The organism is Nonomuraea sp. NPDC000554 (assembly GCF_040300065.1).
In the GTDB taxonomy this organism is placed as follows: Bacteria; Actinomycetota; Actinomycetes; order Streptosporangiales; family Streptosporangiaceae; genus Nonomuraea.
This window is the reverse complement of the sequence record NZ_JBEPDC010000014.1, coordinates 81,407-104,835: the sequence shown is the minus strand read 5'-3', so window position 1 is coordinate 104,835 and position 23,429 is coordinate 81,407. Positions and strand designations below refer to the sequence as shown.

At 67.2% G+C, this 23,429-nt stretch carries 28 protein-coding genes and 2 pseudogenes; 17 read left to right on the top strand and 13 right to left on the bottom strand.

From position 1 onward, the window contains the following. The first annotated feature begins 61 nt into the window (after nt 1-61). Nucleotides 62-787, top strand: a complete 726-nt coding sequence (locus tag ABT294_RS25830; protein WP_350808827.1) for a dienelactone hydrolase family protein — start codon at nt 62-64, stop codon at nt 785-787. Between the two features lie 509 nt (nt 788-1,296). On the opposite strand, the gene ABT294_RS25825 is transcribed toward ABT294_RS25830, so the two are convergent. From ABT294_RS25825 to ABT294_RS25810, 4 genes are all read right to left on the bottom strand, one after another. After that, entirely contained in the window at nt 1,297-1,461 is a 165-nt protein-coding gene (locus ABT294_RS25825) for a hypothetical protein (RefSeq protein ID WP_350808826.1), read from the bottom strand. Nucleotides 1,462-1,600: 139 nt separating this feature from the next. Further along, a complete protein-coding gene (locus ABT294_RS25820; RefSeq protein WP_350808825.1) occupies nt 1,601-2,566 on the bottom strand; it encodes a DUF2332 domain-containing protein in 966 nt (321 codons plus the stop codon). 78 nt (nt 2,567-2,644) lie between these two features. Further along, nucleotides 2,645-3,465 (bottom strand): IS5 family transposase gene (locus ABT294_RS25815; RefSeq protein WP_350808824.1). Its coding sequence is split into 2 segments (ribosomal slippage): nt 2,645-3,105 and nt 3,105-3,465, totalling 822 coding nucleotides; the frame shifts between segments, so codons are not numbered across the junction. A gap of 204 nt (nt 3,466-3,669) precedes the next feature. Further along, the gene (locus tag ABT294_RS25810) at nt 3,670-3,957 is read right to left on the bottom strand and encodes a DUF4287 domain-containing protein (protein WP_350808823.1); all 288 of its coding nucleotides are present in this window, start codon (nt 3,955-3,957) and stop codon (nt 3,670-3,672) included. A gap of 93 nt (nt 3,958-4,050) precedes the next feature. On the opposite strand from ABT294_RS25810, the gene ABT294_RS25805 reads away from it, so the two are divergent. Continuing rightward, nucleotides 4,051-4,698, top strand: a complete 648-nt coding sequence (locus ABT294_RS25805) for a winged helix-turn-helix transcriptional regulator (protein WP_350808822.1) — start codon at nt 4,051-4,053, stop codon at nt 4,696-4,698. 175 nt (nt 4,699-4,873) lie between these two features. Here ABT294_RS25805 and ABT294_RS25800 read toward each other — a convergent pair. Together ABT294_RS25800 and ABT294_RS25795 are read right to left on the bottom strand one after the other, a co-directional pair. Next, nucleotides 4,874-5,271 (bottom strand): annotated as a pseudogene (locus tag ABT294_RS25800) (transposase); the annotation flags it as partial. Nucleotides 5,272-5,413: 142 nt separating this feature from the next. After that, nucleotides 5,414-5,674, bottom strand: a pseudogene (locus ABT294_RS25795) (DUF6192 family protein); the annotation flags it as partial. A 631-nt stretch (nt 5,675-6,305) separates the two neighbouring features. On the opposite strand from ABT294_RS25795, the gene ABT294_RS25790 reads away from it, so the two are divergent. After that, on the top strand, nt 6,306-6,935 hold the full coding sequence (locus tag ABT294_RS25790; protein WP_350808821.1) for a phosphotransferase: 630 nt from the start codon (nt 6,306-6,308) through the stop codon (nt 6,933-6,935). Between the two features lie 503 nt (nt 6,936-7,438). Here the strand turns inward: ABT294_RS25790 and ABT294_RS25785 are convergent. Next, a complete protein-coding gene (locus ABT294_RS25785) occupies nt 7,439-8,563 on the bottom strand; it encodes an FAD-dependent oxidoreductase (RefSeq protein WP_350808820.1) in 1,125 nt (374 codons plus the stop codon). Nucleotides 8,564-8,658: 95 nt separating this feature from the next. Between ABT294_RS25785 and ABT294_RS25780 the strand changes: the two genes are divergently transcribed. The 9 genes from ABT294_RS25780 (at nt 8,659) to ABT294_RS25740 (ending at nt 14,340) form a co-directional block, all read left to right on the top strand. Further along, complete coding sequence (locus ABT294_RS25780; protein ID WP_350808819.1) at nt 8,659-9,384, top strand: TetR/AcrR family transcriptional regulator; 726 nt, start codon at nt 8,659-8,661, stop codon at nt 9,382-9,384. Between the two features lie 131 nt (nt 9,385-9,515). Further along, nucleotides 9,516-9,719, top strand: a complete 204-nt coding sequence (locus tag ABT294_RS25775) for a hypothetical protein (protein ID WP_350808818.1) — start codon at nt 9,516-9,518, stop codon at nt 9,717-9,719. A 57-nt stretch (nt 9,720-9,776) separates the two neighbouring features. Further along, nucleotides 9,777-10,055: a hypothetical protein gene (locus ABT294_RS25770; protein ID WP_350808817.1), complete on the top strand. Its 279-nt coding sequence runs from the start codon at nt 9,777-9,779 to the stop codon at nt 10,053-10,055. A gap of 244 nt (nt 10,056-10,299) precedes the next feature. After that, nucleotides 10,300-11,013 carry a DUF4158 domain-containing protein gene (locus tag ABT294_RS25765; RefSeq protein WP_350808816.1) on the top strand — a complete coding sequence of 238 codons (714 nt, stop codon included), beginning with the start codon at nt 10,300-10,302 and terminating at the stop codon, nt 11,011-11,013. Nucleotides 11,014-11,062: 49 nt separating this feature from the next. Then, entirely contained in the window at nt 11,063-11,281 is a 219-nt protein-coding gene (locus ABT294_RS25760) for a hypothetical protein (RefSeq protein ID WP_350808815.1), read from the top strand. Continuing rightward, entirely contained in the window at nt 11,251-11,550 is a 300-nt protein-coding gene (locus ABT294_RS25755) for a hypothetical protein (RefSeq protein WP_350808814.1), read from the top strand. Before ABT294_RS25760 ends, ABT294_RS25755 begins: the two co-directional genes overlap by 31 nt. A gap of 308 nt (nt 11,551-11,858) precedes the next feature. Continuing rightward, complete coding sequence (locus tag ABT294_RS25750) at nt 11,859-12,284, top strand: hypothetical protein (RefSeq protein WP_350808813.1); 426 nt, start codon at nt 11,859-11,861, stop codon at nt 12,282-12,284. Next, complete coding sequence (locus tag ABT294_RS25745) at nt 12,281-12,586, top strand: winged helix-turn-helix domain-containing protein (protein ID WP_350808812.1); 306 nt, start codon at nt 12,281-12,283, stop codon at nt 12,584-12,586. Before ABT294_RS25750 ends, ABT294_RS25745 begins: the two co-directional genes overlap by 4 nt. Nucleotides 12,587-12,993: 407 nt before the next feature. Next, the gene (locus tag ABT294_RS25740; RefSeq protein ID WP_350808811.1) at nt 12,994-14,340 is read left to right on the top strand and encodes a serine hydrolase; all 1,347 of its coding nucleotides are present in this window, start codon (nt 12,994-12,996) and stop codon (nt 14,338-14,340) included. A gap of 417 nt (nt 14,341-14,757) precedes the next feature. Here ABT294_RS25740 and ABT294_RS25735 read toward each other — a convergent pair whose 3' ends face one another. After that, on the bottom strand, nt 14,758-15,453 hold the full coding sequence (locus ABT294_RS25735; protein ID WP_350808810.1) for a GntR family transcriptional regulator: 696 nt from the start codon (nt 15,451-15,453) through the stop codon (nt 14,758-14,760). 157 nt (nt 15,454-15,610) lie between these two features. On the opposite strand from ABT294_RS25735, the gene ABT294_RS25730 reads away from it, so the two are divergent. Both ABT294_RS25730 and ABT294_RS25725 read left to right on the top strand, forming a co-directional pair. Next, nucleotides 15,611-16,144 carry a YbhB/YbcL family Raf kinase inhibitor-like protein gene (locus ABT294_RS25730; RefSeq protein WP_350808809.1) on the top strand — a complete coding sequence of 178 codons (534 nt, stop codon included), beginning with the start codon at nt 15,611-15,613 and terminating at the stop codon, nt 16,142-16,144. A 350-nt stretch (nt 16,145-16,494) separates the two neighbouring features. After that, complete coding sequence (locus ABT294_RS25725; protein WP_350808808.1) at nt 16,495-16,917, top strand: cupin domain-containing protein; 423 nt, start codon at nt 16,495-16,497, stop codon at nt 16,915-16,917. A 182-nt stretch (nt 16,918-17,099) separates the two neighbouring features. Here ABT294_RS25725 and ABT294_RS25720 read toward each other — a convergent pair whose 3' ends face one another. Continuing rightward, the gene (locus ABT294_RS25720; protein WP_350808807.1) at nt 17,100-17,426 is read right to left on the bottom strand and encodes a sigma-70 family RNA polymerase sigma factor family protein; all 327 of its coding nucleotides are present in this window, start codon (nt 17,424-17,426) and stop codon (nt 17,100-17,102) included. Between the two features lie 272 nt (nt 17,427-17,698). Between ABT294_RS25720 and ABT294_RS25715 the strand changes: the two genes are divergently transcribed. Then, nucleotides 17,699-18,301 carry a site-specific integrase gene (locus tag ABT294_RS25715; protein ID WP_350808806.1) on the top strand — a complete coding sequence of 201 codons (603 nt, stop codon included), beginning with the start codon at nt 17,699-17,701 and terminating at the stop codon, nt 18,299-18,301. Between the two features lie 205 nt (nt 18,302-18,506). Here the strand turns inward: ABT294_RS25715 and ABT294_RS25710 are convergent, their stop codons facing one another. The 4 genes from ABT294_RS25710 to ABT294_RS25695 form a co-directional block, all read right to left on the bottom strand. Then, on the bottom strand, nt 18,507-19,514 hold the full coding sequence (locus ABT294_RS25710; protein ID WP_350808805.1) for a phosphotransferase enzyme family protein: 1,008 nt from the start codon (nt 19,512-19,514) through the stop codon (nt 18,507-18,509). Between the two features lie 174 nt (nt 19,515-19,688). Beyond that, nucleotides 19,689-20,264, bottom strand: coding sequence for a DUF6262 family protein (locus ABT294_RS25705; protein ID WP_350808804.1), 576 nt, complete (start codon nt 20,262-20,264; stop codon nt 19,689-19,691). Further along, on the bottom strand, nt 20,261-20,527 hold the full coding sequence (locus ABT294_RS25700) for a hypothetical protein (RefSeq protein WP_350808803.1): 267 nt from the start codon (nt 20,525-20,527) through the stop codon (nt 20,261-20,263). Before ABT294_RS25700 ends, ABT294_RS25705 begins: the two co-directional genes overlap by 4 nt. Nucleotides 20,528-21,798: 1,271 nt before the next feature. Further along, nucleotides 21,799-21,930 (bottom strand): hypothetical protein, encoded by a 132-nt coding sequence (locus tag ABT294_RS25695; protein ID WP_350808802.1) that lies wholly within the window; start codon nt 21,928-21,930, stop codon nt 21,799-21,801. A 36-nt stretch (nt 21,931-21,966) separates the two neighbouring features. Here ABT294_RS25695 and ABT294_RS25690 point away from each other — a divergent pair, with 36 nt between their 5' ends. Continuing rightward, nucleotides 21,967-22,686 (top strand): tyrosine-type recombinase/integrase, encoded by a 720-nt coding sequence (locus ABT294_RS25690; RefSeq protein ID WP_350808801.1) that lies wholly within the window; start codon nt 21,967-21,969, stop codon nt 22,684-22,686. Further along, complete coding sequence (locus ABT294_RS25685; protein ID WP_350808800.1) at nt 22,683-23,105, top strand: DUF6262 family protein; 423 nt, start codon at nt 22,683-22,685, stop codon at nt 23,103-23,105. Before ABT294_RS25690 ends, ABT294_RS25685 begins: the two co-directional genes overlap by 4 nt. Nucleotides 23,106-23,429 lie beyond the last annotated feature (324 nt).

Below are 23,429 nucleotides of genomic sequence, written 5' to 3'. Positions count from 1 at the left end.
AACTCTGCCAGCGGTGAACACCGGCCCGACCGGGCTCGACGATCACTACAGTCCTGGTCTCATGACGACGATCACAACGCGCACGGTCGAGTACCCGGCCGACGGCCTAACGATGATCGGGCACCTCGCGCTCCCGGCCGGTGTCGACCGCCGGCCCGCGGTGCTGCTCGGACCAGAGGGCCCGGGGCTCAGCAACGTCGAGCGCCGCCGGGCCGATGCGCTCGCCGAGCTGGGATACGTAGCGCTGGCCTTCGACCTCCACGGCGGGCGCTACTTGGGCGCCCCCGAGGAGATGCTGGCCCGTTGCATGCCGCTGCTCGCCGACCCCGACCGGATGCGGGGCATCGGCCACGCGGCGCTCGACGTGTTGCGCGCCGAACCGCGGACCGACCCCGACCGGATCGCCGCCGTCGGCTACGGCACCGGGGGCGCCATCGGTCTGGAACTCGGGCGCGACGGCGTCAACCTGCGCGCGATCGCGACAGTCAACGCACTGACCACGGGCCGACCGGGCGAGGCGGCACGCATTCGCTGCCCGGTGTGGGCCGGGGTCGGGTCGGAAGACCCGATCATGCCGCCCGCGCAACGGGACGCGTTCACCGCCGAGATGCAGGCCGCGGGCGTCGACTGGCGCCTCGTGGTCTACGGCGGCGCGTTGCACGCCTTCCACCACCCGCCGGTCGACCAGCCCGTGGTCCCCGGCGTCGGCTACCACCCACGGCACGCGCAGCGAGCCTGGCGCGACGTCGTCGACCTGCTCGCCGAGTGCCTGCCCGTGACGGAATGATCTGGTCAGTCCAAGCCCGGTCACCACGGCCCGTTTTTTCGGCCGCACCCCCTATGGCGCCTACCAGCCGGACCCGGACGCCGCAACCCTGCGCCGCGCCCGCGGATGGGCTGTGATCCGCACCTTCGTCAGCCTCCACATCGGCGACGCCGGTGTCCACGGCCGGCCAGACGGCAAGGCCACGTGGGGCCCACCCGCCCACGCGGCACTGCGACGCCTCATCGCAACGGCCCATCGCGGATCGATCACCTCTCCACGCGCTCGAAAACTTTCGCGCCGGACCCCACCATGCTCGGCATGCTGAGATCTACGTGCCTTAGCGACCTTCGTGCGACTGACCAGCAGGTTCGCTTGACAACCCCAGATAACGATCGACGACAGCGGCGAGGGCGTCGGGGAAGCGGGTGTGGCCCCGCCAAAGCGGCCGGTCATCGCCTTGGACCGTGAGGCGCCGCATGGCTTCGGTCCCCGGAACGGCGGCGAGGCCGCGGAGCACCGTGAGGAGCACGTCAATCTCCGGCAGGCAGGTCGCGTCCGGACTGATGCACCTTGGCGACCACCCCCTCGTCCAGCCAGTAGACCGCGCACTTGACACCGGCGGCCAGCGGCCGGGCGGCGCGGTAGGCGAAGTACTGGAGCCAGTCGGCGGTGTGCTTCTGCCGGTAGTCGATCATTACTCCTTAGAACTCCTAACAAAACGGATCTTGGAATAGGTCCCCCGCGGTGTCTCACTGTGAGGAAGGGGCAACGGTCTCCTGTCGGCATTGAGGAGGTGCAGGCGGCATCCCGATTTGCTCAGCGAGCAAATCGGTTTCATTCTGGCAACCAGTCCAGGAACTGCCCGTGTGGTCCGGTAAAAGCGACCGGCTCTTCGTCCAGGGCCAGGACGAACGCGCTACGGTCGGTCGATGGGCTACGGGTCAGCCGAGCGGCCACGCTAGGTATTACGCTGGGCGCCTCGTTGGAGATCCACCGGGCGGGCAAGCCACGTATCGTCTCGACGAACCGATCGCGTTCGTCCTGCGGCAAGTAGGCCAGAACCGCGCTGTGGAACACGACCAGCGTGGCGTCCGGCGGGGCCTGTCCAACCAGGTCGGCGATGGTGGCATTCAGATCACCCTGAACGAGGTGGGGCGGTTCGGCGCGCGCGATCTGAGTCGCGGCGCGTAGCCGTGCCAGCCGATCTTGCTGCTCGGGCCAGACCAGCGCCTCCAGCCAGCGCAGATGGTCGGCATCGGCGACGTTGAGGGGGTCCAGGTCGATCCCGGCCCGCCACACCACCGACGGCACTTGCTGCGGGATCGGTACCGCTCCGCTGGTCCGGCAGGTCAGCATGACTGGGCTGGCCGGACCCAGAGCGGGTCGGTCATCGAAGCGGTAGGTGTAACGGTCCGGGAACAGGCACAGTCCGGCCGAGGCGCCGACCTCGATCAATGCCAGTGGCTGCGGCAGGCGCGCCAGAAGCGGCAGTAGCGTCGCACACCGGCCCGGCTCATTGGTTTGGGTGCTGCGGGCCAGCATCTCGGAGCTGACCTCCGCCCAATGCTTGAGCACCCAGATGCGAAACGCCCCAAAATCATGCACTGGACCGCCGAGGAACCGGACCGCGCCGAACAGGAGGTTGGGTTGTCGTTTGGCCGCGGGCAGGGTATCGATCAGGGCCAGGAGTTCGGCGTCGGCGCCGACGCCCATGCATAGCTGCCCGTAGCTGGGTGAGTGACCCCGGACCTCCATCTCCCCGAACTTTCGGTACCGCTCCGCCGTACTCGTTTCGCCCATCCCGTGCACGATGATCCGCCCTTCCCTTGGGGCGGACAGCATTCCACACAACTAATCCAAACCGGCGACCGAGGGCGGTCAGCAGAAGCAGCCACGGCCATTTGGGAGGTTGACCAGCCGGCGCCAGCAGATGATGCCGCAGGCGAGGCTGAGGAAGGCTTCGTGGATGTCGTCGCGGATTTCCCAACGGATACGTCGGAACCAGTGCAGGAGTGCGAGGCTTTGCTCGACCACCCACCGATGTACGCCCAGGCCGGAGCCGTGTTCGGTACCGCGGCGAGCAATGATCGGGGTGATCCCGGCTGCTCGGACCTGCTTGCGGTACTTGTCATGGTCGTAGCCGCGATCGGCGTAGATCGTGTCGGGACGTTGCCGGGGTCGCCCGCGCCGGCCACGGACAGGCGGGACAGCCTGGATCAGCGGCATGAGCTGGGTGACGTCGTCGCGGTTACCGCCGGTCAGGATACCGTGCGCTTCGGTGATCAGATGGTGCTTGGAGCCTGCTCGGGCACGGTCGACCGGGCTCGGTCCAGTTTTGGGCCGCCTTTGAGCGCTCGGATGTGGGAGCCGTCCACCGCCGCCTTCGACCAGTCCAGCGCCCCGGCGGCGTGCAGTTCGGACAGCGGCGACTCGTGCAACCGCTGCCAGACCCCGGCCTCATGCCAGTCGCGTAGGCGCCGCCAGCAGGTCATGCCGGAGCCGAAGCCCAACTCTTGAGGCAGGAACTCCCACGGGATCCCGGTGTAGAGCACGAACAAGATCCCCGACAGGACCTTCCGGTCATCCAGACGTATATGGCCAGGGTGGTCAGCTCGCCGGAGCACCACCGGCAGCAAGGGCTCGATCCGCGCCCACAGTTCATCGGACACGATCCACGGAAGCTGTTGACCCTTCCTCACGCCGTGATCAAACCGCAGAGGTGATCAACCTATTCCAAGATCCTTTTTGTTAGGAGTTCTTAGTGCCTGTTCCTGAACTCTTGATCTTGGACTGGCTGTTCGTGGACGCTCGCCTTGGGGATGAACGTGTCGCTCAAGGGGATATAGGGCATCGACGAGGAGCGCTGGCTTTAGGCGAGATTCGCGGGTTACCGGGTCAACTCGTCAGGGCCGGTTGTTCTTGCCGTCCAGCCATAGCGTGTCGGACTCATCGCGATGGGAACCCGAGCTGCCGACGTGTTTGGCGTCGATCTTCGGCCCTTTTTTGATCACGTGCACCAACGCCATCGCGTGTCCACGTCCAAGGTCGTAGTCCTGTTTCAGCCAGTCAATGATCACTCCGGCTTTCACGGACGGTTCGTCGAAGCCGCGTTCCTTCGCCAGAGCGATGAACTCACGTGGAGCCAGTCCGGTCTTGTCCTCGATGTTGTCGAGATATGCCTGGAACGACATGCGTTTCTCCATTCCGTGGGAGGACCTGCGAGCAGCAAGCTTGTCTTTTGCAAGTACGATTTGTCAACTGAAGCATGCGGTAAGATCTGCATCATGGCGTCTCGGGAGTACGGACAGTTCTGCGGCCTGGCCCGCGCGATGGAGATGGTCGGCGAACGGTGGAGCATGCTGATCATCCGCAATCTGCTCACCGGGGCCCAGCGCTTCACGGACCTGCGCAAGGGCTTGCCCGCCATCCCGACCAACATCCTGTCGGCCCGCCTCAAACAACTCGAAGAGACAGGACTGGCCACCCGTCGCGCGCTCCCGCATCCCGAACGCGCAGTCGTCTACGAGCTCACCGACTACGGACGCGACCTCGAACCGGCGCTCATCGCGCTGGGCCGCTGGGGCGCGCGGACGCTCAGAGAGCCTCGCCCCGGCGAGCTCGTCACCGCCGAATCGGTCGCCATGTCCTTCCGCACCACTTACCGGCCGGAAGCAGCCCTAGGAATCACCATCGGTTACGAGGTCCGCATGGGCGACTTCACGCTCCGCCTGCAGATCATCGATGGAATACTCACGGTCGGCATCGGCCCGCACCCCGCCCCCCACCTCGTCATCGAACGGCTAACCGGCCACCCTATCCGCGAACTGATGAGTGGCAGCAAGACCCCAAGCGAAGTACTCCACGACGGCAGCGTGCGCGTAGAAGGCGATCCCGTGCTACTCAGCCGGTTCGCCGAGATGTTCCGCTTCTGAACAACAGACCGGCCATGCCATTCACCCCGGCCCTGGTCCCCCTCCTCGAAGCCTCAGGGTCTCGCGACCGTGTCCAGGGAGTAACAGCGATCAACATATCGGCTTGCGACAATCGGCGGCGTGGGCCAGCGCGCGGCAGCTCGGACGTGCGCGAACTGCGGTCTCCCCCTGCCGGGGGTAATACGACGAATCCGCTCGCATCGCGCGGCCGTGAGACGATCTTGAGGGTCAGGCGGAGGCGGGTGCGGGCCCATTCGACCAGCTCGCCGCTGTAGGCGGAGTCGGCCCAGACCAGGGTGAGCTGGGGGTGGAGCATGTCACGGGCAACGGCCCGGTCCGGCAGGTTGGCCGGGGTGACGATCGCGTGCAGCAGCAACCCGCGCGTGTCGACCGCTATGTGCCGTTTCGTCCCGTTGATTTTCTTCCCGGCATCGTAGCCGCGATGATCTCCCGGCGCGGATGCACCTCGGGGCGGCCGCCATAAGGGCTCTGGCAAGCTGGCGGCGGAGGCAGGGGCTCGATCAGCGCCCACTCGGCGGCGCTGGTGTCGGACGGGTAGCGGCGTCGGCGCATGGCTGGACCCGTTCTGTCTAAGAAGGTGAGGAAGAAGGGGGGCTGGGTGCGGACAGCCCGGGCGAAATAGTGCAGCGGCGAGAGGGCCGCTGTTGGCCGGTGACCAGCGACTCGAAAGTCGCGCGCACCCCTTCTCCTTGACGGTGAAGGGGTGGTCGACCTGGAAGCCGACCACGCGCTTGGCGGCGTCCGGGGTCCAGCGATGCCGGCCGATGCGCTCGTCCAGCGGCGCCTTCTTGGTCAGCTCCCACCGCCGGGCCTCGTCCGGTAGGGAGGCGAGGATCGTGTGGACAGTGTGTGAGACGCCCGGCTGGCGGTGTTCGACCGGCCAGCGCGAGGACACCCAGCGGTGGGGCTTGAGGGTGTAGAAGTTGATCCCGATGTCCTCGGCGCAGCGGCGCATCGACGCCTCCACGCCGGCGTCTTCCTGGACCGACGCGATGTTGCTGGCCTGGTGCAGAGGCTCGATCTCAAGAATCTTGTCGCCGATGGCGAACTGGGCCTTGGAGATCGTGTCGACCAGTTCGCGTGCCTCGGTGACCAGTTGGTCGTAGCGTTCGGTGGTCACCTGTCCGATCCTGTTGTCGATGCTCACGGGGACGGTCATCCCTCGCTCCTCTCACGGTGTTCCAAGACGCCCCGGGAATGACTGACCGTGAGTGTGCTCGTGATCGCATCATGTGACAATGGGCTGGAATAGGACCGTCTCCCTGCGGACCGATTCACGCAAAACCGGAGGATTGATCCGTTCGCTTCGGCGTCACCATGACTCCCTCCCGAACGGCTTTGCGGCGCCGCCACGCCCGCGTACGGCACCCCGGACTGCGTTGCGGACCTACCAGGCGCTGTCAAGACGCCCGCAGAGTACCCGGCTGACGCCGCGGGAACGGTGAATGTGGTGGCGACAGACAGGTGAGGCTCATGGCTGCTGGTAGGGCGTCCGGGTCCGGCTTGGCTGGGTTTTGGAGGATTGGCATGTGTGACGACGTCGTTGTGGTCCCCAGACGTGTACTCAAAGATTGAGGGAGGACGGTATGGAGGCGTCGGAAGTCCGTCGCGCGGTCGAGGCCGCGGGGGCGACTGCTTCTGCGCTGGGCCTTCAGGTCGACGATGCGGTCGTCATCCACAACTCGGACCGCATCGCGTTGCGCCTGGTCCCTTGCGATGTTCTTGTGCGGGTCGCACCCTCAGCGCATCGAGCCGGCTCGGAGTTCGAAGTAGAGGTTGCTCGCCGTCTCGCCGAGGTCGATGGTCCGGTGGCTGAGCTTGAGCCTCGGGCCGAACCCCGAGTCTATTTGCGTGATGACTTCGCCATCTCGTTCTGGACCTACTACGAACCTGCGGGATCAGAGATCGCGCCGGCCCACTATGCAGACGCGCTCATGCGGCACCATGCCGCCCTGCGCCAGGTAGATCTGGGGGCGCCACACGTCACCGAGCGAGTCGCCGGCGCGCTGAGAGAGGTGGCCGACCGAGAGCGGACTCCAGCGCTGCTCGGCCCCGACCGGGAACTCCTCAGCAACACACTGAGTAGCCTGAGCACCGCGATTGGCAGCGGGGAAGCCCGCGAGCAGTTGTTGCACGGCGAGCCGCATCCGGGCAACCTGCTCAAGACGGGGGACGGCCGGAATACGCCAGAAAGGGATCGCGGACCAGCGTCGTAGCTGGTTGGGGCTATGGGAGGGCGCCGGGATGGGTCTGCAGGGTAAGGATGTTGGACAGCTCAACCGAGGGGGCGCTGCGGGAGCGTCTCGCAGGACCTCGCGGTCGAACACGTCCTCAGGCTCGGTGATGCGCTGACCCAACCGGCCGCCACCATTTTCGCGACGGCCTCACAGCGCTGCCGCCGCACGGTTCCCGGCGCGTTTGGCAGAGGGCTTGACCGGCCACCATCACGGGTCCGCGAAGCCGTCAACAAGGCCACGGCCTTGAACGTGTCCGAGCCGCTGACCAGCGGGAACACGTTGTCGTTCGTCGAGGGGTCGGCGGAGTCCCCGACGGCGGTACCCGAGTGCCGGGCCGCGGCCTGACCAGCCCGAGCGCGACGGCCGGACGGGATTGCCGGGTTAGGCATCGCCGGATGCACGACCAGCACCAGCACCTGTACGACGCCGTTCATGTCCACGACCGGGCGGGTCCGGTCGTGCGCACAAGGTGAACTTCGGCCTCAGGACAGTTTCGCTTCGGGGGCGAAGGCGGGCAGCTTCTCGAGACTGCTGCGCACGGCCTCGGCGCCGTACTCGAACATCTGCCGCTCGTAGTCGTCGACCGCGCTGAGCAGATCCTGGCGGCCTTCGTTGGCCTCGATCAGGCAGCGGCGCAGCAGGTCGGCATCGCGCAGCGCGGTGTTCGCGCCGTTGCCGCCGGTCGGGGAGGTGGCGTGGATCGCGTCGCCGAGCAGCGTGACCGGGCCGGACGCCCAGCGCTCACCGGGCTTGACCACCCGGATGGACAGCAGCGTGCTGTTGTCCGCGTCGGCCTGCTCGATCAGCGCGCGCAGCTGTGGGTGCCAACCTTCCATCCTGGACAGCACGGCGTCCTGCGCGGTCAGGTCCCCCAGCGAGCCGTTCGGCGGCAGGATCATGGCCCAGCGCACGTAGTCGCCGATGTCGGGCAGCGTGACTTCGGGGGCCAGTTGCTCGGCGGCCTGCTTCGGCGGGGTACGGAAGCGCATCGCGCCGAGCAGCAGGCTGACGCCGTCGCCCGTGATCTTCGAGCCGTAGGCCTTGGACAGGCCGGCGAACTCGTCGGTCAGCGGGGTGCGGCCGATGACGAACCGGACGCCGGTGTCGGTCGGGGTGGTCTGCGGCGAGAGCACCGCGCGGACTGCGGAGGTGACGCCGTCCGCGCCGACGAGCAGGTCGGCGGTGGCCGGGTCGCGGCGGGCGAACCCGGCTTGGACCTTGCCGTCGGCCATCACGTCGTAGCCGGTCAGCGCGGCATCGGTGTGCACGGTCAGGCCCGTCAGCAACAGGTGTCGCAGCACCTGCCGGTCGACCACGATGCCGGTCCGGCCCGCGCCGAGCCTGCCGATCTCGTTCAGCTGCGGGTCCAGGATCAGCTGTTCGGCAGAGGCGTCCATGACGATCTCGCCCAGCAGCGGGTGCCAGCGCGTCGGCAGGCAGTCGCGCACCGCCTGGAAACCGGTCTGGTTCAGCACGAGCCGGTAGCCCTGGAACCGTGCGACGATCCCCGGGTCGCGCTCGAACACGTCGGCCTCGATCCCGGCACCACGCAGACCCTGCGCGAGAGCCAGACCTCCCAGACCGGCTCCGACAACGGAAACTCGCATCACACACCTCCGGAACATCGATGCGAACTTAGTTCGTCCTGACGATCTAAGTTCTACTTAACGAACTTAGATCGTGTCAAGGTATAGTGGTCGGCATGTCCGCCGATCCCCGCCAACGCCGCGCAGCTCGCCACGCCCAACCTGCGGCGGAGGTCGCCGCGTCGGCACCACGCAAGAAGCCGATCACCGTCGAACGGATCACCGACGCCGCCCTGGAAGTCGTCGCCAGCGAGGGGTATGACGCGCTGACCATCCGCCGGGTCGCCGCCGTACTCGGCACCGGTCCGTCGTCGCTGTACGCGCACATCGTCAACAAGGACGACATCGACGATCTGCTGATCGGCAGGCTCTACGCCGAGGTCGTGCTCCCCGAACCGGACCCGGCTGCCTGGCGCGAGCAGCTGCTCGCGGTGTACACACAGATCCGCGATCTGTACCTGAAATACCCCGGAGTCTCGCGCGCCGCGCTGGCCATGGTGTCGACCAACCTGGAAACGCTGCGGGTCGGCGAAGGGATCCTGGCGATCCTGCTCGCGGGCGGCATCGAACCGAGGACGGCCGGATGGGCCCGCGACGCGCTGTCCCTCTACGTCAGCGCCTATGCACTGGAGCAGTCGCTGGTCCAGCAACGGCGCCGGCACCAGGATCAGGAATGGGTGCTCAGCCACGAGGAGTTGTTGGACCGCTTCACCGCACTGCCTGCCGAGAAATTCCCACAGACTCGACGCCATGCCGCCGAGCTGATCTCCGGCACCGGACACGACCGCTTCGAGTTCGCCCTCGGCCTGCTCATGAACAATCTGCGGCCCGCATCCGGCTGACCTGCCGTCTTCTATCCGCAACCGACCGGTCAGCCCGGTCTGCCGGTGCTCGCCGCCGACGGCTGGGCGGGCCGGACCGGCCCCACCCCGGCTGGGCCGCCGTACTCGAACCGGACGGGCAGCAGCTGACGGTGACCCGGCCCGGCGGCCTGCCGTGGTTCACCGGGCTGCTGCCCGTGATCCGGGAATGGCGACGGGCCGCACGCAACCACGGTGCCGTTCTCCAGATCACCGGCCCCTTCGCCCACCCCGGCCAGTTCCGCGCCGCGGGCGCCTCCGGCCTCCTGCAGCTGGTCGTCGTACAGCTCAGCTTCGGCAGCAGCGACACCTGGTAGAAGCCGCACGCGCGGGCGGGTGAAAGCGCGCCCTGCCAGGCGTCTTGACGGGCATCCTTGGGCGATGAACCGACGAGGCCCCGAAAGAGCCGGCGCCGCACCCTCGCGGCCGCGCTCGGCATCACGCCGCGCGAGCTGGCGGACGACGCCCTGGTGTTCCGGCCCGCCGCCGAGGTCCCGCGCCCCGCACCGCCCCAGCCCCTGCCGAACTGCTGCACGGTCACCCGAACCAAGCGGATCTCGATCGGCGGCACCGTGATGATCACCACGGTCCACCAGAGCGAGTGCGTGATCTGGGGAAACGACCGAGAGCCGATCAGCTGTCAAAAAGTTTGACAGCAACACCGATTTCCCGTTCCATTCCTACCGGGACCCCACCTCGTCACGAGGGCACAAATCGGGTGGAGTTCGTCTTGGGGCGGTGAGTACCGTTCGAGGATGCGGCGGTGCAGGGAATGCGACCAGTGGGAACCTGCCGGAGCGCCTGACTGCGAGGGATGCACCGGGCTCGTTGACGAAATCGTCGAATCGGGATGGCGGGAGTTCGTCGCGCAGGAGTTCGGCACCCTGACCGCCCTGGATGACCGAGATGGTGATCGACGAGCCCAACAGGCACCTCTGGCGAGTGGTGGACGCCGCCTACGACCGGCTCATCTGCACCGAGTGCGGCAACAAACTGAGCCGGGAGGCACGTGCGGTGACGTCCGTCGAGCGGACCGCCTATCGGGTGTTCCCGCGCTTGATGATGACGCGCGAGCTGTACCTCTTCTACTCCCCCTCGGCCGAGGAGCTGGTGTGGGCGCGGGAGAAGACCGACACCGATGAGCACCTGCTGGCGCTGACGCTCGCGCTCAAGTGTTTTCAGCGGCTGGGCCGCTTCGCCAAGGCCCGCGAGATGCCGCCCGTGGTGGTGGAGCACATACGGCGCTGCCTGGAGGTGGGTGAGGACGTCGCGCCGGTGTATGCGTCGCCGCGTACGGCGGAGTCTCATCGGGTGCTGGTACGCCGACGGGAGGGGGTGGCCTACGCGCCCGGCAAGGCCCGCAAGATCGCGGCCAAGGCGATGACCTGGGCGGCTTGGGTGAAGAACCATCCGCCGGATCTGATCAACGTGGCGTTGGAGCGGCTGGCGCAGGCACGGTTGGAGCTGCCGGCGTTCTCGACGCTGGACAGCATGGAGTCGACGATCCGCACTCAGGTCAACGGGCAGATCTTCCAGACGATCTGGCGGCGACTGAACGCCGAGGACCGGGCCCGCATCGAGGCGTTGCTGGTGGTCGGGCCGGGCGGCTAAAGCGATCTGGACCGGTTGAAGAAGCCGGGTCGCGCTGCTGGTGTGCCTGGTGCACACCGCCCAGGCGCGGGCGCGTGATGACCTGGCCGAGATGTTGTGCAAGCGGATGGCGGCCACCGCTAAGAAGGCCAAGGCCAAACTGGAGGAGATCCATCAGCGGCAACGGCAGGTGGTGGAGAACCTGATCGGCACCTACCGGGGAGTGCTGCAGGCCTGGTGCCGGGCGGGCCGGTCGAGGTGGCGGAGGCCGCGGCCGCGCAGACGGTGATGATGGCCCTGACGGCCATGACCGGTCAGGTCGGTGATGTGGGCGAGGACACCGACGCCGGCGGCAGTACTGAGGCCGGTGGGGACACCGAGGCATCTGACCACAGGGCCGATCTCGGGGCCGCGGTCCAGGTGTTGGTCAAGGCGGTGCGGATGCAGGCGGCGGGGATGGGGTCGGTCCGCCAGGTGGTGGAGCGGGCCGGCGGCGCGGCCGCGCAGCTGGCCGACCTACCCCAGGTCGACTTCACCGACTTGGCCGAGGCTGCCTAGGAAAGCTGTGTTCCTGGGGGCGTCTGGCCCGAAAACACGGCCCTATACCCGGGCCGATGTCGCTGACGGGCTTCACCCCTTCCACGAGTTCACGCAGCAGTCGTAATCACCCCAGGCGCACCCGCTGCCGAGGCGTTGAACGTGGGGCGGGTGTCATACCTCGCTCCCCGCGGCGGGCCAGGCCCGCTAATAGATCGGCCGGTCCCATCTGGGCTTATCCATTCACCTCTAGACACTTGAACGCTAGTTGAGTACTCTCCTAAGAGTCAAATAAATGATCAGGAGGAAACATGCCGGAACATGATGACATGTCAGCTGATGCCGCACTTCGTGAAGTGGACCGCGCGCAGGGTGCGGTGCGGAAGGCCACCCGACGGGGCGCGTACTTCTTCCTGGGGATGTGGCTGGGGAGCACCGGCTGCTGGCTGGCCATGCTGCTCGGCCCCGAAACGGTGTATAGCTACGTCAATCTTGCGCTCGGCGCCCTTACCGTGGCCGGGTTCATCTACATCTCCCGCCAGCGGGTCTACGACCGGCTGCTGTCCCGGCTCGCGTTCCCCGTCACCTACGCGTTCGTGGGGACGACCGTGGTCGCGGCGCTCTACAACATGTTCCTGCACCCGCAGGAGCCGGGCCCCCTGCGTGCGGTGGCCGGTGTACTGGTCGCGCTGGTCGCGAGCGCTCCTCCGCTGTACGGCGCGGTGCGCGTGTTCCGCTCCACGGGTGACCGGTGAGCCATCCACGGCACGCGCTCGACGAGATCATCCACGCTCCGGTGCGGCTGTCCATCATGGCCCTGCTCGCGGCGGCGGAAACGGTCGAGTTCGCCTTTTTGAGGGACACGATCGAGGTCAGCGACTCGCTGCTGTCCAAGCACATCAACACGCTGGAGAAGGCCGGCTACGTGCGGGTGACGAAAGGCTTCGTCGGCAAACGTCCCCGGACCTGGCTGGCGCTGACCGACGAAGGGCGCAACGCCTTCCAGGACTACACGTCCATACTTCGGCAGATCACGGAGGGACCCCATCACGCTTGAGACGCAGGAACTGCAGATCACCCCGCTACCGTGAACGTGATCGAGGCCTGATGGCCCCATTAGACACACACTGGGTGCTGGAGATCGTCAAGGCGACAGGTCGCGCCCCGGGGGCCGTCTCTTTCATACTCGACCGGCTGGAGCGCAGCGGATAGCCATCCCCACCTGGGAGCCAGACTCTGCAGGGAGAGCGCCACGCCGGAGCCTCTACCAGCCGGCGGGAGACGCCCTGCCCGCCGCGCGCCGCGTCGTCGCCAAGCACACGACCGCGCGCCAGCCGATTGGCCAGAGCTTGCCCCGCATATGTGTACGCCCGTCCTCACCAGCAAGAACGGCGGCTCGGTTGGTGGCCCGCCGCCTGTCGCGATTGCCCAAGAGGCGCCACCCTCATCAGAAGGAGCCTTATCTTGATCACTTCGTTGAAGCCCATCCGTTTCCTGGCAGCGGCCGCCGTGGTAACGATGACGGCGGTCTGCGTGGGCCAGGCCGCGCCGGTTCGGGCCACGGCCGTCGCCGTCGCCGCTCCCGAGATCCCCGACACGCCCGCGGGCAAGCAGTTACGCTGGCTGCTCGACGCGGCCAGCCGCCCGCCGATCCCGGAGAGCGAGCTGAAGGAGCACTTCGCCGTCGACTTCCTCCAAGACTTCCCCGCCGACCAGCTCAACCAGACCCTGACCGCTTTCAAGGGCATGCGGCTCCAGGAGCTCACCAGGTCGGAGAGCACCCTGCTGATCGCCACGGTCGAGGCTGCCGCTGTCCTGTTCAACCTGTCGCTCACGACGGACGGCGCCGGCCTCATCGACGGATTGCGGTTCAGCCAGCACATCGCCCCAGCCCCCAAAGACTGGGCGGAACTGGACCAGCGGCTGAGCAAGCTCGCGCCGCAGGCGGGCTTCATCGCCGCCGAGGTGACCAAGGATGGGGCCTGCCGTCCCGTGCACGCCGTCGCCCCCGGCACGGCGCGCCCGCTCGGCTCCATGTTCAAGCTATACGTGCTGGGGGCCGTGGCCGAGCGCATCGCGAGCGGGGCGTTCGGGTGGGACACCCAGCTCACGATCACACCGGAGCTGAAGAGCCTGGGGTCGGGCGAACTGCAGAACCGCCCAGACAACAGCAAGGTGTCGGTGCTGGAAGCCGCCAAGCTGATGATCTCCATCAGCGACAACACCGCCGCCGACCTGCTCATCCACAAGGCGGGCCGCAAGTACGTCGAGCGTACGGCGCGGGCCTGGGGCGCCCGCGACAAGCGAAACACGCCCCTGCTCACCACGCGGGAGATGTTCGTGCTCAAGGGGGCCGACTATCCGCGGCACACCAACAAGTACCTGTCGCTCGGAACGGCCGGGCAACGGACGTACCTGGACAGGGTGGTCGCCGAAGTGCCGCTGTCCCGCATCGCCGGGTGGACCGCGCCGCGCGAGCTGGACACGCTCGAGTGGTACGCCTCTCCCGCCCAGGTGTGCCAGGTTTTCGCCCGGCTTTCGATGCTGCCCGACAAGCGCGTCGGCGAGGCCCTGTCGGTCTACGACGCAGGGCTCGCGCTGGACAAGGCACAGTGGCCGTCCGTCTGGTTCAAGGGCGGGTCGGAGCCCGGGGTGCACGACCTGGGCCACCTCGCCAGGACGGCGGACGGGAGGTCGTTCGTGGTGACGACCCTGGCGATCAACCCGAAGATCCCGTTCGACGGGGCACGGACGATCTCGGAGCAACTGGGGCTGACCCGTGGTGCGTTCACGCTGGTCAAGGGCTCCTGAACGACCCATCGCCACAGGCTCGACGGTCGACGGCGAGCCGGGCAGCGGGACGGGGTGGCGCTTCAGCCCATGCATGAACCATCTCACACCGATCGTCCTGCTGGCCGACCACAGGGCCGCACGACTGATCACGCCGGAGCGCGGACGCGAACTCCTGGCCACGAGCCGGGGCTGAACGCAGATTAGTTCACCGCCGCGAAATCAGTGGCGGCAACGAACGGCCTTCTTCCCATACAGGCGGCGTCGCCGAGCTCCTCGATCGCCTGGTAGGTCGGGCGCTTGGGACCTCCGCGCGGGCTCGGCGTCGGCCGCCGCCGTCATCAGCCTCCGGCTGCGCTCGCAGCCGTCCTGTTCAGGGGTGGTCTCCGCTTTCGGAGATCGTCCAGGGAATGAGGTGGCGCCGTACAGCGATGGGTGTCAAAGTCCTTCCCTCTGTCTGTCGCGGGAGCAGGAGGTCAGGCCGACGGCCGTAAGGGTCAAGTGCTTGGCCAGTACTTCGGCGGCGGTGTCGGGGTCGCGGGCGAGGGCTGCCTCCTCCAGACGGCGGTGTTCGGCGGCGCCGTCGCGGTCGGGTGTGCGGTGGGCCGACCAGCGGCGGGCCAGTTCGCTGGCGGTCCACAGTCTGTCGAAGGTGTCCAGCAGCACAGGGTTGCCGCATCCCTCCAGCAAGGTCCGGTGGAAGAGGCGGTGGACTTCGGACCACACGCTGCTGTAGTACTCGCCCTCCTCCGGCACGTACGCCGGGGTGCGGACCAGCCGGTGGTGGGCCGCGCGCACCCGTGCTTCCCAGTCGAGGTCGCCGCGCTCGATCGCCAGACGCAGCATGACCGGTTCGATAGTGCGGCGTGCCTCGGCGATCTCCTGCCAGCGGCGATCGGAGAAGTCCGGGACCGCGAAGCCGCGGTTGGGCAGCCGCACTGCGATGCCCTCGCCGACCAGCCGTACCAGGGCCTCGCGGACGACCGCCAGGCTGACCTGGTGCTGCTGGGCGAGCTCCTGCGGCTTGAGTGCTTCGCTCGGGACGTACTCGCCCCTCATGATCGCTTCCCGGAGCCGGGCGTGAACACGCTCGGAGAGCATCTGCTTCGTCGATGTGTCGGCCGTCTGCGTCATGCCTGCAGCATAGACGGTCCAGCGAATAATCGATTATCTGTGTTACTGTCGATTGTGTCCGGTTGGCGTCCCTCGGCGCAGCAGCCACCTGCCGCAACCGAACGATTGCCACGCCGGCGTGTTGACTGACCCACCATCTCCGAAGAGGAACAATGCGATGAGCACCAACGACCCCTTTGCCCGTCTCCCCGAGGTGCCCTCCTTCACCGTCACCAGCACCACTGTGGCCGACGGCGCTCCCTGGCCCACTGAGCACATGTCCGGCGGCGTCCCGGGCGGCAAGGACGTCTCTCCGCAGCTGTCATGGAGCGGCGCCCCCGAGGGGACGAAAAGCTACGCCGTGACGGTGTACGACCCGGACGCGCCGACCGGCTCCGGGTTCTGGCACTGGGCGGTGGCCGACATCCCCGCCACCATCACCGAGCTGCCTGAGGGCGCGGGCGACGAGACCGGCTCGGGCCTCCCCGAGGGCGCCTACCAACTGCCCAACGACGCCCGCGCGGCGCATTTCATCGGCGCGGCCCCGCCGCCAGGGCACGGCCCGCATCGCTACTTCATCGTGGTGCACGCCCTCGACGTCGAGACCATCGGCGTCCCGGCCGAGGCCACCCCTGCCTACCTCGGCTTCACCATCACCGGCCACATTCTCGGCCGCGCGGTCCTGACCGCCACCGCCGAGATCCCCGCCTGACCGCCGAAGCCGGGAACGGCTGTAGGAGGCGACGTGGTTGCTCCTACAGCCGTTCCCGGCTCTCCCCCGGATGTGCCCGCCTTGGTGTGCAGGAAGAAAGCGTCGGCTACCAGGAGCGGGCAGCGCGCAGACGTCCGGGTCGGCGCCCGCATCCGGCCGCACGCTCGGCATAAGTATCAGAGGGATGTCCCGGGAGCGCGGCGCAGAGTCCGTCCGCTGCCGACGCCGGCTGTCTCTGGACGCGCCGCTGCCCAGCCGGGTGCCGCGACCAGCATGTGCTCCTCGTCCGCCAGTGGAATGGTCGCACCGGCGCATGACATCGGCTCGCACCCAAGGAAGGTTGTTTCGGCATGGCCCTGACCCCGATCGAGCTCTTCGCGTCCTGTATCCACCTCCACCAAGGTGGCAAGATTCACGCCGGGACCAGGCCCGTGGACTCCGGCCGGGACGGCTGGCACCTGAGGGCCTTCCACGCCAAGACCGGTGCCGACGTCCACGCCGACCACTGGCAGGTCCACCCCGAGGCCGAGGAGATCGTGGCCTGCATCATCGGCAAGATGCGCCTCTACCTGCGTCCCGAAGAGCCGGGACAGCAAGAGGAAGAGGTCAGGCTGCTGGCCGGAACCGCCGCCATCGTCCCGCGCGGGCGATGGCACCGCCTCCACCTGGACATCCGCAGCACCATCATGACGATCACCCCGCCGCGTGGCAGCCGCCTGGAGGAGCGAACCGACGCCCAGGCCGATTTCCTCACCCCGCGCTCCTATCCATGAGCCGTCCGCCACGGTCAGGTGGGGCCGGACTGTTCCTCCATCGAATCGGCGGTGTCGAGCCCATGTCAGTCCCCGCCATCGCGCGGCATACCGCTACCCGTGCTCCTCTCGCCTGGATCGCCGTCGACAGCCCCGACTGCCGTCGCGCGCTCACCCTGTTCTGGGGCGCCGACAGCCACCCGTCAACCGCCGCCCGCCTGATGCGCACCACGGTCGCCAGCTGGAACTGGATCATCGGCGAACCGCAGGATGATCGTCAGCCAGTCGTCCTTGGGCGGAGCTTGTCGGGGTTGCGTGCGGCCGACGATGTCGGCCACTTCGGCGAAGGCGTAGCGGAAGACGTCGTGCAGGATGAACGCGACGCGCTCGGCCGGGGTCATCGATTCGAGCACGACGAGGAAGGCCATGTTGACCGACTCGTCGAGGGTGACGTGATCGGCCGGGTCAACGGTGGCGCCACCCGACCACTCCATACGTTCGGGCAGCGGCTCGGGAATCCATTCACCCACGCAGCTCTCGCGCCGGGCGCGGCCGAGCAGGTCGGGTGACCGGCTGGTGTCTGGCACGGGGTGTCTGGGGGCTCCGCCTTATCGAGGGGAGCTCAGCCAGCCGACTTGACGTAAACGACGACCGCCATCGATGCTGCTCTGTCATCGTCGATGCTCTCTTGTCCACAGGTCTTCGTTGACGAGAGGAATCGACGGCTGTGGCGTACAGCCTGAGGGTGCAACCTCCTAACAGCCGGCGTACGTGGACGGTGATAGATGCCGGACATCGAACCGTGAGCCCGGTCGAGGAGTGGCTGGAAGCTCACCGTGCAGACTGGTCGCCCAACACCGTTCGCGGCTACGCCACCGCCCTGGCTCAGTGGTGGACGTTCCTCGAGCAACGCTGTGAGGCCGACGCCTGGGATCAGGTGGGCGTTCCATCCTTCAACGCGTTCTTGTCGTGGCTGCGGAATGGTCGAACCACCAAAACAATCCCCGGCGAGTCTGGCGAAGGACCTTCGGCCGGCACGCTCGAAGCCCGCTTGGCTACGCTGATCTCCTTCTATCGCTGGCACCAGGCCGTCAATAGCGTGCCGGTAGCCGAACGACTCCTCAAAGGCGCCCCGCGGCGAGTCGCCAGTCGCGGATTGCTGGCCCACCTGGACTGGCGCGGTGGCCCCGCACCCTCTTCCCTGGTGCGGATACGACGCACCAGGCGCCGGGACCGACCACCGCTCCTGTTGCCGCAGCAGGTCCAGGCGATCTTGGACGGGTGTGCCGTCTTCGACGTCACCACGGGCGAGTGGAACGGCAACTTACGCGACCGCTTCTTGTTCGCGCTGCTGGCCGAGACCGGGCTGTTCTCTGGGGGTCGTCCCGGGCGCTGGAGGGTTTGATCCTCGCGTTTGTGCAGCTCAGAGGCTGTTGGTAAGAACGGTAGCGATCACGACAGGTGTGGTGCAAGGATCTGAGGCGGCGTGTCACCGGGTTCAGCCGAGATAACTGGAATTCCGGCCATGAGCGGATCTTGAACTCTCTGACCTGCGAAAATATCGAGGTAACGGGCTCCGCCGTGGGGCTCGCGCCAGCCGTACTTCCGAGTCACTGGTGCCCGCTGGCGACCGCGAGTGACCGGAGCTTTCCGCCGTTGGCGTCGAGCCAGTGGGTCGTGTCCTCCAGCTTGCGGATTCGGTCGGTGACCTCGCCGAGCTGTGCCTTCCCGTTCAGCCAGCGGCCTCCCCGCGACAGGGCGCTGCCGACCGCCCGGGCGAGGAGGAGCCGGGGCAGCGCGTCGGCCTCGGCGGCGTCCAACGGGCGGACCGAGGCGTACCCGCGGAGGAAGGCCACCGTGCGGAGCTGCCAGTCGCGCGTCTCCAGGGCCCCGCTGTAGAACAGCGCCGCCATCATGTCCTGGACCAGGAAGCCGACCCCGGCGAATTCGAAGTCAAGCAGCCCGCTCACCTCCCCGGTGTCCTCGTCGACCAGCACGTTCGAGGCCGCTAGGTCACCGTGGATGACCTGGGTCGGCAGTGCGCCGCCGCCCGTAGGCCACGCTTGCCCGACGCGGCGCGCCACGGCGTCGAGGCGGGCGACCCGCTCCGCGCTGATTCCGGCGGCGCGCAGCTGACGGCAAAGGGCGCCGACGTGCGGCACGGCGGGGTGCGCCAGAGGATTACCGCGCCAGTCCCCCAGCCCATCTTCTGGTGGCACGCTCAGCATCGCCTCGCCGAGCAGCCCGGCAGCCCGGCCGAAGCGCTCGAGTGCCGTCGGGACCGTGAGGTCGGGCTGCACGCCGGGGATCCACCGGCAGACGGTGGCGGGCCCGGCCGCGGTCTCGATCACCGTGTCCCCGCTGGGTGCGGCGACTGGTTCAGGCACCTGGAAGGGAAGTCCGGCCGGCCGTAGCCGCCGCAGGATCCGGTGCTCGGCGCCGGCCTGCGCGGCGGACTGGGTCTGGCTGACCCGGAGCACGAATCGGAGGCCCCCCTGGCGAAGCAGGAATGTCTGGTTGTTGGTCCCCTGCTCGGCTCGGATGATCGTCGTGTCCGGAGGGAACCCCCACGCTGCTAGCAGCCGGGCCAGGAACTCCAGGTCGGCGGAGGCGGTCACACGCCAATTCTGGCAGCATGCCCAGGTCGGCGCGCAACCGGTTATAGCCTCCTCAGAGCAAGAGTACGGCTGGTGCGAGGCCCGCGACGGAGCCCGTTACCTCGATATTTTCGCAGGTCAGAGAGTTCAAGATCCGCTCATGGCCGGAATTTCTGTTATCTCGGCTGACCCCGGTCACCGGCGAGCGGTTGCCTGGTTGAGCTGAGCCATGAGTTCGCGATTGGTGGCGCGTGCGGCGGACAGATCCTCGTCGCGTTCTTCGAGTTGGAGGCGTAGATCGACGACTTGTTGCTCCAGATGGGTGATCTTGTCGTTGAGCGTGTCGACATCGGTGGGTGTGCCGAGCCCGGACTCGCGCCAGACCTGTTCGCCGAGCGCCTCGGACAGGCGTTTCTCGAGTTGCTGGGCGCGGGCGTTGAGTCGGACCGCCCGTTCGTGGGCAGCGAGCAGGTCGGCTTGCAGTGATGCCCTGGTGACGGTCGGCCCGGTGCCCTGGCTGATGGTGGGTGGGGCGGCTTCGAGTGCGTGGATCTTCTCGAGCAGATCGCGGTGTCGGTAGAGAAAGGTGCGGTCCACGGCCGCGGCGCGCGCGATGCCGGACACGCTGATCTGTGTGCCGTCCGTGATCGCTTTGTTGAGGGCGGCGATCACACGCTGGCGGCGCCTGGCGGAGTCGGCTTGCCGGCCTTTCATCATCGCTTCGGTCCTGAAGCCCGTTGCTGTCGGCTGGGTGGATTTGGAGATGGTCATTTGAGGGCCTCGCTTGCGGGTGAGGCCGGGCGGAGGCGAGCTGATGGCATCCCGAGGTTGACTGCACGGTGCTTGCGGATCACGGTGACCGCGTCGTCGATCTGAGCCCGCTCAGCGGCGGAGAGTTGGGTGATGTCGCCTTTGATCCGGTTGATGAGCCGCCGGATCCGGGTGACTTCTTCCTGAGTCGGGATGGCGTCGACGCGGGCCCATTCGTCGACACCGTCAACGGCCGCAGAGAGACGTTCGCGGGTGCGCAGCATGGTCGGAAACTGCGCCCCATGATCAGTGACCTCTCTCCACTGCCCAGCACTTTCTCCAAGGAGCCTCACCCGCTGGACAGGCTTCTGGCCGATCTCACCCCCGAGTGGCGCGGAGAGGTCATCGGGCCCGGCATCGCGGACTGGCGCAGCCGCGTTGTTTCCGCCAGCGGCGCCCTGCTGAAGCTTCACGATCTCCCCGAAGGCTTGCGCACCGAGCTGGCCTGGATGGCATGTTGGCAACTCCAGGACGGCATGAAGATCACGGTGGGTCAGTTCAACCAGGTCGCCTCTGCCCTGGCCTGGGCTGTCGCAAAGGGCATGCCCGTTCCCGCTTCGCTCACCGAAGTGACGTGGACCCAGCTGCATGAGTTGGTCGCGCTACGGTTCCAAGCCCACTACGGCCACCTAGCCGCCGCCTCGATGATGCGTCGCCTGCGTGAGTCCCTGCGTTTTGCCTCACTGGCGCTCAAAGCCCGAACCCATGAGGGTCCCTGGTGGTCGCTGGACCACTGGATTCCCCGATGCGACCCGCGCATCCCGCTCCGGGACCGGGAGCCCTACTCCATGGAGAGCTGCTCACCAGGTGATGCCACGATCCCGTGGGCGCGTGAGGCCATCAAGTGGTCGGTGGGCACGAGTCTGGAGGCGGGCACCCTCACCTGGTCCACCGTTAAGGGCAAACGCGTCCGAGGCCTCGTGCGCTTCGACCGATGGCTGGGGACTCTGGAGGATCCCTCGCTGGTCGCTGGCGATCCCGCTGCGGCCGCCGGCCTGGCGGCCGCCTTCCGGACCTGGAGACTCAACCTGGACAGCCGAAACTGCGCCACGCGACCGCTCAACCCGCCCAGTGCGCGTCGCGTCAACGAGGACCTCCTGGCCATCGCGGAGTTGATGTCCTTCCTCATCGACAACAAGACCGAGGCACAGTTGCTACTCGGATCCAGCCCATGGGACACCCTCACAGAGGCTCATCCTCGGGCATGGACCAAGCAGATTCGTCGCGCCAAGGGCACGCGAGCGATCAACGACCGGCATTACGTTGACGATCATGCCCTACGGCAGATCACTGCCTCACTCGCGGTGCTTGGCGCCGACGTTGGCGAAAGCGTCGACGTGCTCATAGATGGCCAGCTCAAGACGCTTCCCGGGCAGGGCAACCCGCAGGCGATGCGCATGCTGCTTCTGCAGATCCTGACCGGCGGCGCGCCAGCGAGATCTGTCTCTGTGACTTCCACTGTCTCACCACGGTCAGCAGTCAGGCGCTGGGCATCTCAGACGGTGAAGCAGTCGCCCGCTTCCACTACGCGCAAAGCAAGATCGACCGGGCCCCGGACACCATTCTGGTCGACGCCGAGGTCATCGCGCTCATCGAGGAACAGCAGCTCTGGCTTTGCCAACAACACCCCGAGCAGGCCCCTCGCTACCTCTTTAGCCAGCGGGTGGCGAACGCCAACGCCACCAAGCCATACAGCCCAAGCAGCTACGGAACCACGCTTCGCGAGTTCAGCGAGCTGGTGCAGATCACCGATAGCAACGGCAACCTCGTCCGGCTCAGCCACACGCACAGATTCCGCCACACGCGACTCACCCACCTTGCCGAGCTCGGCCTGCCCATTCACGTCCTGCAGCGCTATGCCGGACACTCCAACCCCACCATGTCCATGCACTACGTGGCCCAGCGAGAAGAACACGCTGAACAGGCATTTCTCGCCACCCGCAAGTTCAGAGCCGACGGCACCGGCGTGAGCTTCTCCCGCGAAGATCACGACGGAATGCGCTTGTTCGAGCGTGCTGACCGTGTCCTTCCCAACGGCTACTGCTTGCTCCCGCCGCTCCAGAACTGCGAGAAGGGTAACGCCTGCCTGACCTGCGGCGTCTTCGTCACAGACGCCACCCATCTGGACGCCCTCCAGCGACAGCTCAACGAAACCAGCGCCTTGATCGAACGCGCCAAGGCCCAGTTCCAAGCCCGCCACGGTATACCCATGCCCACCGACAATGTCTGGCTCGCTCAGCGCACCGCGGAACACCAAGCCCTAACGAAACTCCTAGCCACGATAACGGCCACCCCCGGCAAGGCTCTCCAGGGAGTCGGGACCCCTAGCAGCCCGATCCCCGTGACCATTGATCTCAACAGGCATCGGAGAAGCCAGCCATGAACAGCCATCGCCAGCTCCGCATCGCCGTCCTCACCACCGCAGCCCGCCGCCGGTCCATCGACAAAACCAAGGCCGCCGAAGACGCGATCCGCTCTCTCATCAAGCGCGGTGAGCCGATCACCTTTCAAGCCGTCCAGCGCCAGGCCGGCGTCTCCCACTCGTTCCTCTACAGCCATCCCGACCTGCGAGGGTGCATAGAGCGTCTCCGAGCTCAGAACCGGTCCGCATCATCGCCACCCCCGACCCGAGGTGAGGACACCATCGCGCACGCCCTCGCCGCCGAAGTAACCCGGCTGAAACGCCAGCACCGTCAAGAGATCTCTGAGCTTCAAGCTGCACTGGAACAGGCACACGGCGAAAACCTTGAACTACGCCGTGAACTTGCACGCCGAGGAGGTGCCGGAGGAGCCCAGACATGATGGTTAGGGGATCTTCTGCCGAACGTGGCCCAGCCGTCGTGTAGCGCTACGCGGCCTCGCCGCACAGTCATGAGTCGGTTTGGGGTGCCGCGGCTGCTGCGCTGATGTTGGCCGGATGAGGCCATCGGATGGCGGTGTTTACGGCGGTCCTCTTCCGAGGCTGACGGGGCGGGGATGGCAGAGTCGATGTGATCTACTCCCTTTGACGGCCAGGTCGGGGCTTGGGCGCTTTCGACTCGGACATGCGGTTTCGCGCCGAGGCAGAGAGGCAGTGCGGGCGCTGCTGGTCGTGGCCGAGAAGGTAGTGGGCGGTCCGCAATGAAA

Coding starts and splice junctions, on each gene's coding strand:
- ABT294_RS25830 (WP_350808827.1), top strand. CDS start 62: ATGACGACGATCACAACGCGCACGGTCGAGTACCCGGCCGACGGCCTA.
- ABT294_RS25825 (WP_350808826.1), bottom strand. CDS start 1,461: ATGATCGACTACCGGCAGAAGCACACCGCCGACTGGCTCCAGTACTTC.
- ABT294_RS25820 (WP_350808825.1), bottom strand. CDS start 2,566: ATGGGCGAAACGAGTACGGCGGAGCGGTACCGAAAGTTCGGGGAGATG.
- ABT294_RS25810 (WP_350808823.1), bottom strand. CDS start 3,957: ATGTCGTTCCAGGCATATCTCGACAACATCGAGGACAAGACCGGACTG.
- ABT294_RS25805 (WP_350808822.1), top strand. CDS start 4,051: ATGGCGTCTCGGGAGTACGGACAGTTCTGCGGCCTGGCCCGCGCGATG.
- ABT294_RS25790 (WP_350808821.1), top strand. CDS start 6,306: ATGGAGGCGTCGGAAGTCCGTCGCGCGGTCGAGGCCGCGGGGGCGACT.
- ABT294_RS25785 (WP_350808820.1), bottom strand. CDS start 8,563: ATGCGAGTTTCCGTTGTCGGAGCCGGTCTGGGAGGTCTGGCTCTCGCG.
- ABT294_RS25780 (WP_350808819.1), top strand. CDS start 8,659: ATGTCCGCCGATCCCCGCCAACGCCGCGCAGCTCGCCACGCCCAACCT.
- ABT294_RS25765 (WP_350808816.1), top strand. CDS start 10,300: ATGACCGAGATGGTGATCGACGAGCCCAACAGGCACCTCTGGCGAGTG.
- ABT294_RS25750 (WP_350808813.1), top strand. CDS start 11,859: ATGTCAGCTGATGCCGCACTTCGTGAAGTGGACCGCGCGCAGGGTGCG.
- ABT294_RS25735 (WP_350808810.1), bottom strand. CDS start 15,453: ATGACGCAGACGGCCGACACATCGACGAAGCAGATGCTCTCCGAGCGT.
- ABT294_RS25730 (WP_350808809.1), top strand. CDS start 15,611: ATGAGCACCAACGACCCCTTTGCCCGTCTCCCCGAGGTGCCCTCCTTC.
- ABT294_RS25725 (WP_350808808.1), top strand. CDS start 16,495: ATGGCCCTGACCCCGATCGAGCTCTTCGCGTCCTGTATCCACCTCCAC.
- ABT294_RS25705 (WP_350808804.1), bottom strand. CDS start 20,264: ATGACCATCTCCAAATCCACCCAGCCGACAGCAACGGGCTTCAGGACC.
- ABT294_RS25700 (WP_350808803.1), bottom strand. CDS start 20,527: ATGCTGCGCACCCGCGAACGTCTCTCTGCGGCCGTTGACGGTGTCGAC.
- ABT294_RS25685 (WP_350808800.1), top strand. CDS start 22,683: ATGAACAGCCATCGCCAGCTCCGCATCGCCGTCCTCACCACCGCAGCC.